Annotated in this window: 17 protein-coding genes; all 17 read left to right on the top strand. The window is 73.4% G+C overall.

Annotation, left to right across the window (positions count from 1 at the left end; genetic code table 11):
* The first annotated feature begins 26 nt into the window (after nucleotides 1-26).
* The 17 genes from ITJ64_RS13920 (at nucleotide 27) to trpA (ending at nucleotide 16,239) form a co-directional block, all read left to right on the top strand.
* Nucleotides 27-1,307 carry a phosphopantothenate--cysteine ligase family flavoprotein gene (locus tag ITJ64_RS13920; protein ID WP_194681356.1) on the top strand — a complete coding sequence of 427 codons (1,281 nt, stop codon included), beginning with the start codon at nucleotides 27-29 and terminating at the stop codon, nucleotides 1,305-1,307.
* On the top strand, nucleotides 1,304-2,512 hold the full coding sequence (gene metK / locus ITJ64_RS13915) for a methionine adenosyltransferase (protein ID WP_194681355.1): 1,209 nt from the start codon (nucleotides 1,304-1,306) through the stop codon (nucleotides 2,510-2,512). The genes ITJ64_RS13920 and metK overlap by 4 nt, the downstream gene beginning before the upstream one ends.
* A gap of 77 nt (nucleotides 2,513-2,589) precedes the next feature.
* Entirely contained in the window at nucleotides 2,590-4,632 is a 2,043-nt protein-coding gene (locus ITJ64_RS13910) for a primosomal protein N' (RefSeq protein ID WP_194682156.1), read from the top strand.
* Nucleotides 4,629-5,543 (top strand): methionyl-tRNA formyltransferase, encoded by a 915-nt coding sequence (gene fmt, locus ITJ64_RS13905; protein WP_194681354.1) that lies wholly within the window; start codon nucleotides 4,629-4,631, stop codon nucleotides 5,541-5,543. Before ITJ64_RS13910 ends, fmt begins: the two co-directional genes overlap by 4 nt.
* Nucleotides 5,540-7,240, top strand: a complete 1,701-nt coding sequence (locus ITJ64_RS13900; RefSeq protein WP_194681353.1) for an RsmB/NOP family class I SAM-dependent RNA methyltransferase — start codon at nucleotides 5,540-5,542, stop codon at nucleotides 7,238-7,240. The genes fmt and ITJ64_RS13900 overlap by 4 nt, the downstream gene beginning before the upstream one ends.
* Before the next feature lie 37 nt (nucleotides 7,241-7,277).
* On the top strand, nucleotides 7,278-7,859 hold the full coding sequence (locus ITJ64_RS13895) for a GNAT family N-acetyltransferase (RefSeq protein ID WP_194681352.1): 582 nt from the start codon (nucleotides 7,278-7,280) through the stop codon (nucleotides 7,857-7,859).
* A gap of 9 nt (nucleotides 7,860-7,868) precedes the next feature.
* Nucleotides 7,869-8,549, top strand: a complete 681-nt coding sequence (rpe, locus tag ITJ64_RS13890) for a ribulose-phosphate 3-epimerase (protein ID WP_194681351.1) — start codon at nucleotides 7,869-7,871, stop codon at nucleotides 8,547-8,549.
* Nucleotides 8,550-8,558: 9 nt separating this feature from the next.
* Complete coding sequence (locus ITJ64_RS13885) at nucleotides 8,559-8,822, top strand: phosphoribosyl-ATP diphosphatase (protein ID WP_173181028.1); 264 nt, start codon at nucleotides 8,559-8,561, stop codon at nucleotides 8,820-8,822.
* A gap of 54 nt (nucleotides 8,823-8,876) precedes the next feature.
* Complete coding sequence (gene hisG, locus ITJ64_RS13880) at nucleotides 8,877-9,716, top strand: ATP phosphoribosyltransferase (protein WP_194681350.1); 840 nt, start codon at nucleotides 8,877-8,879, stop codon at nucleotides 9,714-9,716.
* Entirely contained in the window at nucleotides 9,716-10,486 is a 771-nt protein-coding gene (gene hisF, locus ITJ64_RS13875) for an imidazole glycerol phosphate synthase subunit HisF (protein WP_194681349.1), read from the top strand. Before hisG ends, hisF begins: the two co-directional genes overlap by 1 nt.
* Nucleotides 10,483-10,848: a phosphoribosyl-AMP cyclohydrolase gene (gene hisI / locus ITJ64_RS13870; RefSeq protein ID WP_194681348.1), complete on the top strand. Its 366-nt coding sequence runs from the start codon at nucleotides 10,483-10,485 to the stop codon at nucleotides 10,846-10,848. The genes hisF and hisI overlap by 4 nt, the downstream gene beginning before the upstream one ends.
* Nucleotides 10,845-12,371, top strand: coding sequence for an anthranilate synthase component I (locus ITJ64_RS13865; protein ID WP_194681347.1), 1,527 nt, complete (start codon nucleotides 10,845-10,847; stop codon nucleotides 12,369-12,371). Before hisI ends, ITJ64_RS13865 begins: the two co-directional genes overlap by 4 nt.
* The gene (locus ITJ64_RS13860) at nucleotides 12,371-13,102 is read left to right on the top strand and encodes a Trp biosynthesis-associated membrane protein (RefSeq protein WP_194681346.1); all 732 of its coding nucleotides are present in this window, start codon (nucleotides 12,371-12,373) and stop codon (nucleotides 13,100-13,102) included. The genes ITJ64_RS13865 and ITJ64_RS13860 overlap by 1 nt, the downstream gene beginning before the upstream one ends.
* Before the next feature lie 108 nt (nucleotides 13,103-13,210).
* Nucleotides 13,211-13,441 (top strand): DUF6704 family protein, encoded by a 231-nt coding sequence (locus ITJ64_RS13855; protein ID WP_194681345.1) that lies wholly within the window; start codon nucleotides 13,211-13,213, stop codon nucleotides 13,439-13,441.
* Between the two features lie 4 nt (nucleotides 13,442-13,445).
* The gene (trpC, locus tag ITJ64_RS13850) at nucleotides 13,446-14,219 is read left to right on the top strand and encodes an indole-3-glycerol phosphate synthase TrpC (protein WP_194681344.1); all 774 of its coding nucleotides are present in this window, start codon (nucleotides 13,446-13,448) and stop codon (nucleotides 14,217-14,219) included.
* The gene (gene trpB / locus ITJ64_RS13845) at nucleotides 14,216-15,445 is read left to right on the top strand and encodes a tryptophan synthase subunit beta (protein ID WP_194681343.1); all 1,230 of its coding nucleotides are present in this window, start codon (nucleotides 14,216-14,218) and stop codon (nucleotides 15,443-15,445) included. The genes trpC and trpB overlap by 4 nt, the downstream gene beginning before the upstream one ends.
* Nucleotides 15,442-16,239 carry a tryptophan synthase subunit alpha gene (gene trpA, locus ITJ64_RS13840; protein WP_194681342.1) on the top strand — a complete coding sequence of 266 codons (798 nt, stop codon included), beginning with the start codon at nucleotides 15,442-15,444 and terminating at the stop codon, nucleotides 16,237-16,239. The genes trpB and trpA overlap by 4 nt, the downstream gene beginning before the upstream one ends.
* The last annotated feature ends 1 nt before the right edge of the window (nucleotide 16,240 follow it).

The raw sequence follows: 16,240 nt of genomic DNA, 5'->3' as shown, positions 1-16,240 counted from the left end.
TTCGTCCTCCACGCATCGGAGAGAAATTGAACATCGTCGTCGGGATCACGGGTGGCATCGCGGCCTACAAGGCCGTGAACGTCATCCGTGGTCTCGTTCTGCGTGGGCACGACGTGCACGTGGTCGCCACCGAGCACGCCCTGAAGTTCGTCGGGCGCCCCACGCTCGAGGCGATCTCGCGCAACACGGTCTCCACCGACCTCTACGACGGGGTCGCCCAGGTGCGGCACGTGGCCATCGGCCAGGCCGCCGACCTGATCGTCATCGCCCCGGCGACCGCGAACACCATCGCGAAGCTCGCCGCCGGGCTCGCCGACGACCTGCTCGGCAACACGGTGCTCGCCAGCCGGGCACCGCTCGTGATCGCGCCCGCGATGCACACCGAGATGTGGCAGAACCCGGCCACCGTCGCGAACGTGGCCACCCTGCGCTCGCGCGGGGTGCACCTCGTGGGGCCGGTCAGCGGGCAGCTCACGGGGTCCGACTCCGGGGTGGGGCGGATGGCGGAGCCCGACGAGATCGTGGCCGCGGCGCTGGAGGTCGCGGCGGGAGCTGGCGCCGGTGCCGATACCGGCGCTGGGGCTGCGACGGCGCCCGAGCGTCCGGGCGCGGGTGACGGCGCGCCGCGCATCCGGGACCTGGAGGGCCGGAGGGTTCTCGTGACCGCGGGAGGCACACGCGAGCCGCTCGACCCGGTGCGCTACCTCGGCAACCGCTCCAGCGGCAAGCAGGGCGTGGCCATCGCCGCCGCCGCCCGTGACCGGGGTGCGCACGTGACGCTGATCGCCGCTCACGTCGAGGTCGGGCTGCCCGAGGGCGTCGACGTCGTGCGCGTCGAGACCGCCGCCGAGCTGCTGGCGGCCACCACCGTGGCGGCGCCCGAGAACGACCTCACCGTGATGGCGGCCGCCGTGAGCGACTACCGGCCCGTCTCGGTCAGCGACTCCAAGATCAAGAAGACCGCCACGGGCGAGCGGCTCACGCTCGAGCTGGTGCAGAACCCCGACATCCTCGCGACGATCTCGGCCGGGCCGCGCGACGGGCGGCTCGTGGTCGGCTTCGCCGCCGAGACCGCCGACACGCGCGAGGAGCTGCTCGAGCTCGGCCGCGCGAAGATCGCCCGCAAGGGCTGCGACTTCCTCGTGGTCAACGGCGTCGGCTGGAGCACCGGCTTCGCCACGGAGAGCAACACGGTCCTGGTGCTGGATGCCGCCGGGGATATAGTCGTCGAGGCATCCGGCAGCAAGACGTCGGTGGCTGATGGCATTCTCGGAGTGTTCGCCGCCGCCCTATCAGGAGCACCATGACCTCCCTTCGCCTCTTCACGTCCGAATCCGTCACCGAGGGCCACCCCGACAAGATCTGCGACCAGGTCTCCGACACCATCCTCGACGCGCTGCTGACGGAGGACCCGCACTCGCGCGTCGCCGTCGAGACGCTCGTCACCACCGGGCTCGTGCACGTGGCCGGCGAGGTCACCACGAGCGGGTACGTCGAGATCCCGGCGCTCGTGCGCGAGAAGATCTCCTCGATCGGCTACACCTCGAGCGACGTGTGGTTCGACGGGCGCTCGTGCGGTGTGTCGGTGTCGATCGGCGGTCAGTCGCCCGACATCGCGCAGGGCGTCGACAACGCCTTCGAGACCCGCGAGGGCGCCTCCACCGACGAGGCCGACCGGCAGGGCGCGGGCGACCAGGGCATCATGTTCGGCTACGCCACCACCGAGACGCCGCAGCTCATGCCGCTGCCGATCTGGCTGGCTCACCGCCTCTCGGCGCGGCTCGCGGCCGTGCGCAAGGAGGGCGTGCTCGACTACCTCCGGCCCGACGGCAAGACCCAGGTCACCGTGGGCTACGACGGGGTCGTGCCGAAGACCGTCGACACGGTCGTGCTGTCCACCCAGCACGCGCCGTCGGTGGGGCTCGACGAGCTGCGCCGCGAGGTCGAGGAGACGGTCATCCGCCCCGTGCTGCAGCAGGCCGAGGCCGACGGGGTGTCGCTGTCGTCGAACGACGCGCGCATCCTGATCAACCCCACGGGCCGCTTCGAGATCGGCGGGCCGCAGGGCGACGCCGGGCTCACCGGCCGCAAGATCATCGTCGACACCTACGGCGGGGCCGCGCGGCACGGCGGCGGCGCGTTCAGCGGAAAAGACCCGTCGAAGGTCGACCGCTCGGCCGCCTACGCCATGCGCTGGGTCGCGAAGAACGCCGTGGCCGCCGGGCTCGCGTCGCGCCTCGAGGTGCAGATCGCGTACGCCATCGGCAAGTCGGCGCCCGTCGGCTTCTACGTCGAGACCTTCGGCACCGGCGTGGTGAGCGACGAGGTCATCACCGACGCGCTCCGGGAGGTCTTCGACCTGCGGCCGGCCGCGATCATTCGCGACCTCGACCTGCTGCGCCCCATCTACGCCCAGACGGCCGCCTACGGGCACTTCGGCCGCGAGCTCCCCGACTTCACCTGGGAGCGACTCGACCGGGTCGACGAGATCCGGGCCGCCGCGGGGCTCTGACCGTGGCGGGTGCCGCGCCCGACCCGCAGGCCGAGGCGACGCTCGAGTCGCCGTCGTCGGGGGTCGTCGCGCGGGTGATGCTCGAGTCGCCGCTGCCGCAGCTCGACCGGCTGTTCGACTACCTCGTGCCGGCGGCGCTGGTTCAGGATGCCCGTCCGGGCGTGCGCGTCAAGGTACCCCTGCGCTCCGCCGGCCGCACGGCGCGGGGCTACATCGTGGAGCTCGCGCCCCACGTGCCCGGGGAGCGCACCCTGAGCGAGGTCGACGAGGTCGTGTCACCGCTGCCCGTGCTGACCCCGGAGGTGTGGGCGCTCGCCCGGCGACTCGCCGACCGCGCGGCCGGCAGTGCCTGCGACATCGTGCGGCTGGCGATCCCGCCGCGCTTCGTGCGGGTGGAGAAGGCGTTCCTGGCGCGGCAGGCGGCGGGGGAGGCGACCCCTCGAGCAGAGGCGGTGGCGCCGACGGCGTTCGCCCTGACGGGGTACTCGGCCTCCGATGGCGTGCATCTCGCCGCGGCCGGAGCGCGCAGCGCCATCGACGCGATCGCCACCGTGACGGCGGTGCGCGCATCCGGAGACCAGCAGCAGGCGCAGGGCCAGGAGCAGGCGCAGGGGCAGGGGCAGGACACGGTGGGGCACCACACCGTGGGCCACTGGGCCCTGACCATCGCCGAGCTCGCCGTGGGCGTGCACCGGGGCGGCGAGTCGGTGATCGTCGCCGTGCCCGACTACCGCGACCAGCTCGCCGTCGAGCAGGCCCTCGAGAGTCTCGGCGCGGGCGACGCGATCGTGCGGCTCGACGCGCGGCAGGCGCGCAACGAGCGGTACGCGAACTTCCTCACGGCGCTCGACGGCGACCCGCACATCGTGGTCGGCAACCGTTCCAGCATCTACGCGCCCGTGTCGCACCTCGGCCAGATCATCGTCTGGGACGAGGGCGACTCCCTGCAGTCCGAGCCGCTGGCGCCCTACGTGCACCTCCGCGACGCCGCCCTCGTGCGCCAGGAGCAGTCGGGCTGCCGCCTCGCCTTCGTCTCGCACTCCCGCAGCACCGACATCGAGCGGCTCGTCGAGCTCGGCTTCCTGCACCCGGTCTTCCCGGCCCCGCGCTACCTGCCCCGCGTGCTGCCCACCGCCGAGCAGGACGACGCGGATGCTCCGCAGAATGCCGCCCGCATCCCCACCGCCGCGTGGCAGGCCGCCCGCCGCGCCCTCGAGCAGGGCCCCGTGCTCGTGCAGGTGGCGCGGCCGGGCTACGCTCCCGTGCTCGCGTGTCAGAGCTGCGGGCATCCGGCCGCCTGCACCGTCTGCGGCGGACCGCTGCACGTGCACCGGGCGGGTGAGCGGCCCTCCTGCACGCTCTGCGGGGCGATCGCGGCGAACTGGTCGTGCTCGCACTGCCACGGCACGACGTTCCGCTTCGCCTCGATCGGCGCGGGCCGCACCGCCGACGAGCTCGGCCGGGCGTTCCCGGGCACCCGGGTGATCGTCAGCGACGGCGAGCGCACGGTGCTGACGGTCGACGACAAGCCGGCCCTCGTGGTCGCCACCCGCGGTGCCGAGCCGGTCGCCGAGGGCGGCTACCGCGCCGTGCTGCTGCTCGACGGCCCGCGGATGCTCGCCCGGGAGTCCCTGCGCGTGGCCGAGGACTGCCTGCGGTGGTGGTCGAACGCGATCGCGCTGTCGGCTCCCCGCGCCCCGAACGTGCTCGTGGGGGTCGGCGGCGACCTCGCGAAGGCCCTCGTGACCTGGCAGCAGGAGATGGTGGCCTCGGCCGAGCTGGCCGACCGCCGCGCCCTGCGCTTCCCGCCGGCCGTGCGGCTCGCCACCGTGACCGGGGCCGCCGACACCGTGGCCGGCGCCCTCGCCGAGCTCGAGCGGCTCGTCACCGAGGCCGAATGGGCGAAGATGGATACCCTGGGCCCGGTGCCCACGGGTGACGGCATGGTGCGCGCCATCGTGCGCTTCGACTACGCGGTCGGCGCCTCGGTCGCCCGTCACCTGCGGGCGCTCGTGGTGAAGAACGCCACCACCCGGCGCTCTAAGACGGGCAGCGGCCCGGGCTTCCGGCCGCCGCCCACCCTGCGGGTTCGACTCGACGATTCGGAGATCATGGAATGAGACTCGTCTTCGCGGGCACCCCCGCCGTGGCCGTTCCCGCCCTGAAGGCGTTGGCCGCGCGGCACGAGGTGGCCGCCGTCGTCACGCGGGTCGACGCGCCGCTCGGGCGGAAGCGCGTGCTCACGCCGTCGCCGGTCGCCGCGGCCGCCGAGGAGCTCGGCATCGAGGTCGTCAAGGCGAACCGGCTCGACGAGGAGGCGACCGCGCGGATCGCCGCCGTCGGCGCCGAGCTCGGCGTGATCGTCGCCTACGGCGGTCTCGTGCGCGAGCCGCTGCTCAGCACGCCCACCCGCGGCTGGATCAACCTGCACTTCTCGCTGCTGCCGCGCTGGCGCGGGGCGGCTCCGGTGCAGTGGAGCATCATCGAGGGCGACACCGTCTCGGGCGCCACCGTGTTCCAGCTGGTGCCCGGGCTCGACGCCGGGCCGGTCTTCACGATGCGCTCGACGCCGATCGCCGCGCACGAGACGGCCGGCGGCCTGCTGGCCCGGCTCGCCGACTCCGGCGCCGCGCAGCTCGCCGACACGGTTGACGGCATCGCCGACGGCAGCCTCACCGCCGCCCCGCAGACGGGCGACGTCACCCTCGCCCCCAAACTCGGCCTCGAGGATGCGCGGCTCGACTTCACCCACGACCTCGACACGGTCTACGCCCGGCTGCGCGGCGTGACGCCCGAGCCCGGCGCCTGGTTCGACCTCGACGGGATGCGCGTGAAGGTGCTGGAGGCGTCACCGGCGCGCGACCGCCCCCGCCTGGATCCCGGTGCCGTCGACGGCTCCGGACGCACCCTGCACGTGGGCACCGCGACGGCGCCCCTGGAACTCCTGACGGTGCAGCCGGCGGGCAAGAAGCCCATGGCGGCCGCCGACTGGTGGCGCGGTGCGGGCGCGGAAGGACTGGTGGCACGATGAGCGACGAGCGACGACAGGGCGGCGGATCGGGGCGGCGGGGCCACGACGGGCGGCGCACGGGCGGAGGCGGCGCGGGAGCGCAGCGGCGCGGCCCCGAGCGGCGGAAGCCGGCGACCCCGGCGCCGTCCAGGCCCGGCGTGGTGCAGCCCGCCCGGCGGGTGGCCCTCGAGGTGATCGCCGCCGTGCGCGCCGACGACGCCTACGCGAACCTGCTGCTGCCCGTGCGGATCGCCGACGCCCGGCTGTCGCCCGCCGACGCCGGGCTCACGACCGAGCTCACCTACGGCACGCTCCGTCGCCGCGGCTACTACGACCGGGTGATCGAGCTCGCCTCCGGCCGGCCGATCGACGAGATCGACGGCGCCGTGCGCGACGTGCTCGAGCTCGGCGCGCATCAGCTGCTGTCGATGCGCGTCGCCCAGCACGCGGCCGTCAACGAGTCGGTGGAGCTGGCCCGCGCGGTCGCCTCCCGCTCGGCCACCGGCTTCGTCAACGGTGTGCTGCGCGCCATCACCCGCACCCCCGCCGAGGAGTGGCTCGAACGCGTCACCGACTCGGCCGAGTCGGACGAAGACCGGCTCGCGCTCACCTCCTCGCACCCCGCCTGGATCGTGCGCGCCTTCCGCCGCGCGCTCGTCGCCGACGGCGTGCCCGAGGCCCAGGTGTCCGCCGAGCTCGACGCGCTGCTCGAGGCCGACAACACGCCGGCGCGGTTGAGTCTCGTCGCCCTTCCGGGGCTGGCCGACCGCGAGGCGCTCGAGCGCGACGCGAACGCGGGGGCGCCCGGGGGCGCCCGGTCCGGGGACGCGCCGGGCGAGCATCCGGATGCCCTCGACGCCGTTCTGGCCGGAGCGAGCGACCCCGCCGACGACGACGGCACGGGCTTCGACGCGGCCCCCGCCGCCTCGGGCACCGCGGTCGGCCCGGCAGCCCGCGTGCCCGCCGCCTTCGAGCCGGCACCGCTGTCGCCCATCGGACTGGTGGCGCCGACCGGCGACCCGGCGTCGATCCCGGCGGTGCGCGCCGGCACCATGCGGGTGCAGGACGAGGGCTCGCAGCTCGCCGCCCTCGCCCTCACCCGGGCCCGCCCGATCACGGCGGGGGAGCGCTGGCTCGACCTGTGCGCCGGCCCCGGCGGCAAGACCGCCGTGCTGGCCGCCGAGGCGGGGCTCGCCGGTGCGACGGTGATCGCGAACGAGCCGATCGCCGCCCGCGCCGGCCTGGTGCGCCGCGCCGTCGCCGCCCTGCCCGAGCCGCCCGTGGTCTGGGAGCGCGACGGCACCCGCCTGGGCCGCGAGAACGACGAGGGCTTCGACCGAATCCTCGTCGACGCGCCCTGCACCGGGCTCGGGGCGCTCCGCCGCCGGCCCGAGGCGCGCTGGCGCAAGACCCCGGCCGACGTGGCCGACCTCGTGGCGCTGCAGCAGCAGCTGATCGACTCGGCCGTGGCCGCCCTGAAACCCGGGGGACTGCTCGCCTACGTCACCTGCTCGCCCCATGTCGCCGAGACGCGCGGCCAGGTGCAGGGCGCCCTGCGCCGCTGGCCCGACACGCTCGTGCAGCTGCCCGCCCAGGACGTGCTGCGGCAGATCACCGACGGCGCCGTGGAGCTCGGCGGAGACGACCCGGCCGTGCAGCTCTGGCCGCACCGCAACACCACCGACGCCATGTTCATCGCCCTGTTCGAGAAGCGCTGAGCGCGACACCCCTAAGCCCCGACCCGGAGAACCCGCTGTGCCGCACCACCCCTACGCCGACCTCCTCCCGCTCGACCTGGGCGACTGGCTGCGCCTCGAGCTCCGCACCCGGGCCGGGGCGCCGGAGGCCCACGAGCTCACGATGCAGAACCTCGACCGGCTGAGGCAGTGGGAGCCCTGGGCCCAGCCGGCGCAGAGCCTCACGGCCACCCGCACCTTCACCGACTTCGTGCTGGCACTGTACGAGCAGGGCAAGACGGTGCCGGCGCTGATCGTGCGGGACGGGCATCCGATCGGGAGCGTCTCGCTGAAACTCGACCCCGGCACCGCCATCGGAGAGCTCGGCTACTGGATCGACGGCGCCCACGAGGGCCGGGGGATCGTCACCCGCGCGGCCGCGGCCCTGCGCGACGCGGGCTTCGCACGGGGGCTGGCCCGGATCGAGATCCGCGCCGCGGCCGGCAACACCCGCAGCCGCGCGGTCGCCGAGCGCCTGGGCTTCCGGCTCGAGGGCGTGCTGCGTGAGGCGATGCCCGTCGGCGACCGCCGGCACGACCTCGCCGTCTACGGGCAACTGGCCGCCGAGCATCCGGCACCGACCGAACGGGCACCCGGGTAAAGTCGGCACGTGGCCCTTCGCATCAACCCCAGCATCCTCGCCTCCGACTTCGCGAACCTCGAGAGCGAGCTCGGACGCATCAGGAACGCCGACCTCGCGCACGTCGACGTGATGGACAACCACTTCGTGCCGAACCTCACCCTCGGCCTCCCGGTGGTCGAGCGCCTGCAGCAGGTCTCGCCCATCCCGCTCGACGTGCACCTCATGATCGACGCCCCCGAGCGCTGGGCGCCGCAGTACGCGGAGCTCGGCGCCTACTCGGTCACCTTCCACGCCGAGGCCGTCGGCCGCGACTCCGACCCGGTCGCCGTCGCCCGCAGCCTCCGCGAGCGCGGGGCCCGCGCCGGCCTCGCCCTGAAGCCCGGCACCGACGCCGAGCCGTTCCTCGAGCTGCTGCCCGAGTTCGACATGGTGCTCGTGATGACGGTCGAGCCCGGGTTCGGCGGTCAGTCGTTCATGCCCGAGACGATGCCGAAGCTCCGCACGCTCTCGAAGGCCGTGCGCGACTCGGGCCTCGACGTCTGGCTGCAGGTCGACGGCGGCATCAACGACGACACGATCGGCGTCGCCGCCGAGGCCGGCGCCACGGTCTTCGTCGCGGGCTCCAGCGTGTTCGGCGCCGAGAACGCCGGCGCGCAGGTCGACCACCTGCGCGAGCTCGCGGCCGGTCACCGCCACGGACACCGGTAGCCTTGATCCGTGAAGACTTTCGACGAGCTGTTCCTCGAGCTCTCCGCCAAGGCCACCGAGCGCCCTGAGGGCTCCGGCACCGTGCGCGAGCTCGACGCCGGCGTGCACCAGATCGGCAAGAAGATCGTCGAGGAGGCCGCCGAGGTGTGGATGGCGGCGGAGTACGAGTCCGACGAGAACACCGCCGAGGAGATCTCGCAGCTGCTCTACCACCTGCAGGTGCTGATGCTGGCCAAGGGCCTCAGCCCGGCCGACGTGTACCGACATCTGTGATCTGAGCACGACGCACCCGAACCAGACCTCCCACCGAAAGCACCCCTCACCCCCATGCTCAAGATCGCGGTGCCCAACAAGGGCTCCCTCTCCGAAACCGCCGCCCAGATGCTCGCCGAGGCGGGCTACAACGGCCGGCGCGACTCCCGCGAGCTCGTCATCGCCGACCCGCGAAACGACGTCGAGTTCTTCTACCTCCGCCCCCGCGACATCGCGACCTACGTCGGCTCGGGCGCGCTCGACGTCGGCATCACCGGTCGCGACCTGCTGCTCGACTCCGAGTCGCCCGCCACCGAGACCGCGTCGCTCGACTTCGGCGAGTCGACCTTCCGCTTCGCCCGCCCCGAGGGCACGGCGATCGAGCTGGCCGACCTGAACGGCGCCCGCGTCGCCACCAGCTACCCGGGTCTCGTCGGCGCGTTCCTCGCGACCCACGGCATCACCGCCCAGCTGATCCGCCTCGATGGCGCGGTCGAGTCGGCCGTGCGCCTCGGTGTGGCGGATGCGGTGGCCGACGTCGTCAGCACCGGCTCCACCCTGCGCAAGGCGGGCCTGGAGATCTTCGGCCCGGTCATCCTCGAATCCAGCGCGGTGCTGATCAGCTCGGGCACCACCCACCGCGGCGCCGAGACGCTGCTGCGCCGCCTGCAGGGCGTGCTCGTGGCCCGCCAGTACGTGCTGATGGACTACGACGTGCCGGTCACCCAGCTCGACGACGCCTGCGCGCTCACCCCCGGCATCGAGTCGCCGACGATCTCCCCGCTGCACGACCCCGAGTGGGTGGCCGTCCGCAGCATGGTGCCCCGCCGCGACACGAACCAGGTGATGGACGACCTGTACGCCGTCGGCGCCCGCGCCATCCTCGTCAGCCCGATCCACGCGGCGCGCATCTGATGTCGCTCGCCGTTCGCGTCATCCCCTGCCTGGACGTGGCCGCGGGCCGCGTCGTGAAGGGCGTCAACTTCGAGAACCTGCGCGACGCGGGCGACCCCGTCGAGCTCGCGGCACTCTACGCCGCGCAGGGCGCCGACGAGCTCACCTTCCTCGACGTCACGGCCACGGTCGACGACCGCGCCACGGTCTACGAGATGGTGCAGAAGACGGCCGAGCAGGTCTTCATCCCGCTCACCGTCGGCGGGGGAGTGCGCTCCGCCGAGGACGTGGCGAAGCTGCTCGCGTCCGGGGCCGACAAGGTGGGCGTCAACAGCGCCGCCATCGCCCGCCCGCCGCTGCTGGACGAGATCGCCGACCGCTTCGGCGCCCAGGTGCTCGTGCTCTCGCTCGACGTCAAGCGCACCGCCGTGCCCGGGCGCACGCCCTCGGGCTTCGTGGTCACCACCCACGGCGGCCGCCGCGAGACCGAGCTCGACGCCCTCGACTGGGCGCGCGAGGCCATCGAGCGCGGCGCCGGCGAGCTGCTGGTCAACTCCATCGACGCCGACGGCACGAAGGACGGCTTCGACCTCGAGCTCGTCGGCCTCATGCGCGAGCTGAGCACCGTTCCCGTCATCGCCTCGGGCGGCGCCGGCAAGGTGGAGCACTTCGGTCAGGCCATCGCGGCCGGCGCCGACGCGGTGCTCGCCGCAAGCGTCTTCCACCTGCGCGAGATGACGGTGGGCGACGTGAAGGACGAACTGCGACGAGAAGGGGTGGACGTGCGATGAGCACCGTCACCGAGACCGACGAGATCCTCAGCCGGGTGCACTTCGACGACACGGGCCTGCTGCCGGCGATCATCCAGCAGCACGACACCCTCGAGGTGCTCATGCTCGGCTACATGGACGCCGAGGCGCTGCGACGCACCCTCACCGAGGGCCGCGTCACCTTCTGGTCGCGCTCCCGGCAGGAGTACTGGCGGAAGGGCGACACCTCCGGCCACGTGCAGTACGTCAAGACGGCGGCGCTCGACTGCGACGACGACACCCTGCTCGTGCAGGTCGACCAGATCGGCGCGGCCTGCCACACCGGCGCGCGCCGGTGCTTCGACGTCGACCCCCTGAACCCCGAGGTACTCGAGCGATCATGACGACCACGGCCACCACCTCCCGCGCCGAGTTCGACGAGCTGAGCGGCTCGCACCGGGTACTGCCGGTCATCCGGGAGCTCTTCGCCGACGGCGAGACCCCCGTCGGCATCTACCGCAAGCTCGCCGACGGCCGCCCCGGCACCTTCCTCCTCGAGTCGGCCGAGCAGGGCGGCATCTGGTCGCGCTTCTCGTTCATCGGCGTCTCCAGCTTCGGCCTGCTCACCGAGGCGGATGACCGTGCCGTCTGGCTCGACCTCGGCCTCCCGGCCGACCGCGTCTTCCCGGCCGGCCTGCCCGCGGGGCCCCTCGAGGCCGTCTCGGCGCTCTACGAGCACTGGAAGACGGCGGCGGTGCCCGAGCATCCGCCCCTCACCGGCGGTCTCGTCGGCTTCATCGGCTGGGAGACGGTGCGCCAGCTGGAGCGCCTGCCGAACCGGCCGCCGCGCGAGTACCGCATGCCGAGCCAGGGGCTGTCGTTCGTCTCGGAGATGGTGGTCGTCGACCACCTGCAGGGCACCGTGCAGCTGCTCGTGAACGTGCTGACCGATTCCGACACGCCCTCCGACGAGCTCTGGGCCGATGCCCAGTCGCGGCTCGACGAGCTGCAGCGCGGTCTCGGCGCCCCGTCCGAGGCCTGGCTCGCGGAGGCCGACTTCGGCGTCGTGGGGGAGCCCCGCCACCGCACCGAGCGCGACGACTTCCTGGCCGCGATCGAGGTGGCGAAGGAGCACATCCGCGAGGGCGACATCTTCCAGGTCGTGATCTCGCAGCGGTTCGAGCTGGACTGCCCCGCGCATCCGCTCGACGTGTACCGGGTGCTGCGCACGCTGAACCCGAGCCCGTACATGTACCTGCTGACCCTCGTCGACGCCGACGGCGAGCCGTACCAGATCGTCGGCTCGAGCCCCGAGGCACTCGTCAAGGTCGAGAAGGGCCGGGCGCACACGCACCCGATCGCCGGGTCGAAGCCCCGCGGCACGACCCCGCACCACGACCTCGAGCTCGAGCAGGAGCTGCTCGGCGACGACAAGGAGCGCGCCGAGCACCTGATGCTCGTCGACCTCGCCCGCAACGACCTGCTGAAGGTCTGCGAGGCCTCCAGCGTCGAGGTCACCGAGTTCATGCGGGTCGAGCGGTTCAGCCACATCATGCACATCGTCTCCTCGGTCGAGGGGCAGCTGCGCGACGGCGTCGACGCGATCGACGTGTTCCGGGCGACGTTCCCGGCCGGCACGCTCTCGGGGGCGCCGAAGCCGCGTGCGCTCGAGATCATCGACGAGCTGGAGCCCGCCCAGCGCGGCCTCTACGGCGGGGTCGTGGGCTACTTCGGCTTCGGCGGCGACGCCGACCTGGCCATCGCGATCCGCACGGCGACGATCGTCGACGGCGTGGCGCGGGTGCAGGCGGGCGGCGGACTCGTGGCCGACTCCGACCCGGCGAGCGAGTTCCAGGAGTCGCAGAACAAGGCCGCGGCGCCGCTGCGCGCCGTGGCGATCGCGAACGCGATGACGCGGGTGCGCTGATGAGCGACGCCACGGCCGCGCCCGCCGGGAACGGCCGGCGCCTGAAGTCGGGCACCATCCTGCTCGTGCTGGCCCTGAGCGCCCTGACCTTCCTCGCCTGGTCGCAGACCTGGGGCACCCTCGAGCTCGTCGGCGGCACGGTCACCGAGGGCACGCTCGAGGTGCCCGGCTCGGTCGCGGCGCCCGCGCTCTCGGCCCTCGGCCTCGCGGGCATCGCCCTCGCCGGCGCGCTGGCGATCGCCGGGCCGATCGTGCGCGTCGTGCTCGGCGCCCTCGAGGTGCTGCTCGGCGTCAGCGTGATCTGGTCGGGCGTGCTCGCGATCACCGACCCGGTCGCGGCCGGAGCCTCCGTCGTCACCACGAGCACCGGGGTCGCCGGCACGTCGTCGATCCGCGAGCTGGTCACGGTGGGCACGAGCAGCCCGTGGCCGGCGCTGACGGTGGTGCTGGGCATCCTGATGGCGCTCACCGGGCTCGCGGTGATCGTCACGGTGCGGCGCTGGCCCGCCTCGAGCCGGAAGTACCAGGCGGTCACCTTCGAGGCGGCCGACGGCCGGCAGAGCGCGAACCCGGCCGACCTCCTCGACGACGAGCCGCTCGACGCGCCGGCGACCTCCGCGACGCCGGGGGCGACGGATGCGCGTCCCGCGCGCCGCCCGGCCGAGAACGCCCGCGACGCCGCCGTCGACAGCTGGGACGACCTCAGCCGCGGCACCGACCCGACCCGGTAGCTCGCATCCGCCCGCCCGGGCACGGCGGACGGCCCGCCCGACCCGGCGGCCCCGGAGCGACCGGGTAGACTCGACACGACCCGATCGATTGAGACAGGAAGAGGATCGATGAGCCACGAAGAAGACGAAATGGGCGAAGGCCACTCGCTCGCCGCCTGGACCGGCGTGATCATCGCGCTCGTCGGCATCGCCATCGGCACGGTCGCCTTCTTCTTCGAGATCGAGTGGGTCGTCTGGGCCGCCGCCGGCCTCACGCTGATCGGCTTCCTGGCCGGGTTCATCCTGTCACGCATGGGCTACGGCGTGCGCGGAGCCAAGACGCTCCAGAAGGAGCACTGACCCGGTGCTCGCCGATCTCGTAGCCGGAGCGCTCGAGGACGCCGAGGAGCGCCGCCGCACGCGGAGCCTCGCCGACGTCGAGGCCGCGGCCACGGCCCGCCCGGCGGCGCTGGATGCGCTCGCGTTCCTCGCCCCCGCCGAGCGCGTGAGGATCATCGCCGAGGTCAAGCGCGCGAGCCCCTCGCGCGGCGCCCTGGCGTCGATCCCCGATCCGGCGCTGCTCGCGGCCTCCTACGCCGAGGGCGGGGCGAGCGCCATCAGCGTGCTCACCGAGGGCCGCAAGTTCAAGGGCTCGCTCGCCGACCTCGAGGCCGTGCGCGCCCGCGTCGACGTGCCGGTGCTCCGCAAGGACTTCATCGCCACCGAGTACCAGGTGCTCGAGGCGCGCGCCGCGGGGGCCGACCTCGTGCTGCTCATCGTCGCCGCCCTCGACCAGCCCGCCCTGCAGCACCTGCACGACTTCGTCGTCGAGCTCGGCATGACCCCGCTGGTCGAGACGCACGACGCCGTCGAGGTCTCCCGCGCCGTCGACCTCGGCGCCCGGCTGGTGGGCGTGAACGCCCGCGACCTCAGCACCTTCGAGCTCGACCGCGACCTGTTCGGCCGCCTCGTCGACCGCATCCCCGCCGGCACGATCACGGTGGCCGAGTCCGCCGTGCTCGACGCCGCCGACGTCGCCCACTACCGCTCGGCCGGTGCCGACGTGGTGCTGGTCGGCGAAGCCCTCGTCACGGGGCCCGATCCCGTGGCGGCACTGAAGGAGTTCCTCTCCGTATGACTGACACACGCACCTCCCTCCGCGCCGAGACCGGCCCCTTCTTCGGGGAGTTCGGCGGGCGCTTCATGCCCGAGTCGCTGATCGCGGCCCTCGACGAGCTCGACGAGGCCTACCAGCTCGCCAAGCTCGACCCCGAGTTCCACCGCGAGCTCGCCGAGCTCGGCCGCACCTACACGGGCCGGCCGTCGATCCTCACCGAGGTGCCGCGGTTCGCCAAGCACGCCGGCGGGGCGCGCATCATCCTGAAGCGCGAAGACCTGAACCACACCGGCTCGCACAAGATCAACAACGTGCTGGGCCAGGCCCTGCTCGCCAAGCGCATCGGCAAGCACCGCCTGATCGCCGAGACCGGTGCCGGCCAGCACGGTGTCGCCACCGCGACCGCCGCCGCCCTGTTCGGCATGGAGTGCGTCGTCTACATGGGCGAGGTCGACACCGAGCGCCAGGCGCTGAACGTCGCCCGCATGCGCCTGCTCGGCGCCGAGGTCATCCCGGTCAAGAGTGGTACCCGCACCCTGAAGGACGCGCTGAACGAGGCGTTCCGCGACTGGGTCGCGAACGTCGAGTCGACGCACTACCTGCTCGGCACGGTCGCCGGCCCGCACCCCTTCCCGGCCATGGTGCGCGACTTCGTCAAGGTCATCGGCGAAGAGGCGCGTCAGCAGATGCTCGACCTCACCGGGGCGCTGCCCGACGCGATCACCGCCTGCGTCGGCGGCGGCTCGAACGCCATCGGCATCTTCCACGCCTTCCTCGACGACACCTCCGTGGGCCTGTACGGCTACGAGGCCGCCGGCGACGGCGTCGACACCCTGCGCCACGCCGCGACGATCACCAAGGGCCGCCCCGGCGTGCTGCACGGATCGCGCAGCTTCATGCTGCAGGACGAGGACGGCCAGACCCTCGACTCGCACTCCATCTCGGCCGGGCTCGACTACCCGGGCGTCGGCCCCGAGCACGCCTGGCTGTCGTCGATCGGGCGCGCGAACTACCGCCCGGTCACCGACAAGGCGGCCATGGAGGCCTTCCGCCTGATGTGCACGACGGAGGGCATCATCCCCGCCATCGAGTCGGCGCACGCCCTGGCCGGCACGATCGAGCTCGGTCGCGAGCTCGGCCCCGACGCGACCATCCTCGTCTCGCTCTCCGGGCGCGGCGACAAGGACGTCGAGACGGCCGGCCGCTACTTCGACGTGCTCGACGAGAACGGGAACGCCCGGGTATGAGCGACACCATCGTGAGCCCGGTCGCCTCGACGATCGCGGCCGCCAAGACCGAGCGCGCGGGCGCCCTCGTCGGCTACCTCCCGGTCGGCTTCCCCAGCCTCGACGCGAGCATCGACGCGGCGGTCGCCCTGGTCGAGAACGGCGTCGACGTGCTGGAGCTCGGCCTGCCGTACTCCGACCCGGTGATGGACGGCCCGGTCATCCAGGCCGCCACGGTCGCCGCCCTCGAGGCGGGCGTGCGCCTCCGCGACGCCTTCACGGCGGTGGAGCGCATCCGCTCGCGCGTCGACGCCCCCGTGCTCGTGATGACCTACTGGAACCCCGTGCTGCAGTACGGCGTCGACCGCTTCGCCGACGACCTCGTCTCGGCGGGCGGCGCCGGCCTGATCACCCCCGACCTCACGGTCGACTCGGGTGCCGACTGGCTCGCCACGAGCGACCGCACCGGCCTCGACCGGGTGTTCCTCGCCGCGCCGACCTCCACCGACGAGCGCCTGCGCCTCGCCGTCGACTCCAGCCGCGGCTTCGTCTACACGGTGTCGACCATGGGCATCACGGGTGCCCGGGCCGACCTCGGCACCGCGGCCCGCGCCCTCGTCGCGCGGCTGCGCGAGCAGGGCGCCGACAGCCTGGCGGTGGGCATCGGGGTCTCGACCGCCGATCAGATCGCCGAGATCCTGAGCTACGCCGACGGCGCGATCGTCGGCTCGGCCCTGGTCAAGGCGCTGGCCGACGGGGGAGTGCCCGCGGTCGCCCGACTCGCCTCCGAGCTCGCCGAGGGCACCCGCCGCTGAC

Source organism: Herbiconiux sp. VKM Ac-1786, from assembly GCF_015350805.1.
Taxonomy (GTDB): Bacteria; Actinomycetota; Actinomycetes; order Actinomycetales; family Microbacteriaceae; genus Herbiconiux.
This window is presented reverse-complemented; position numbering and strand designations above follow the sequence as displayed.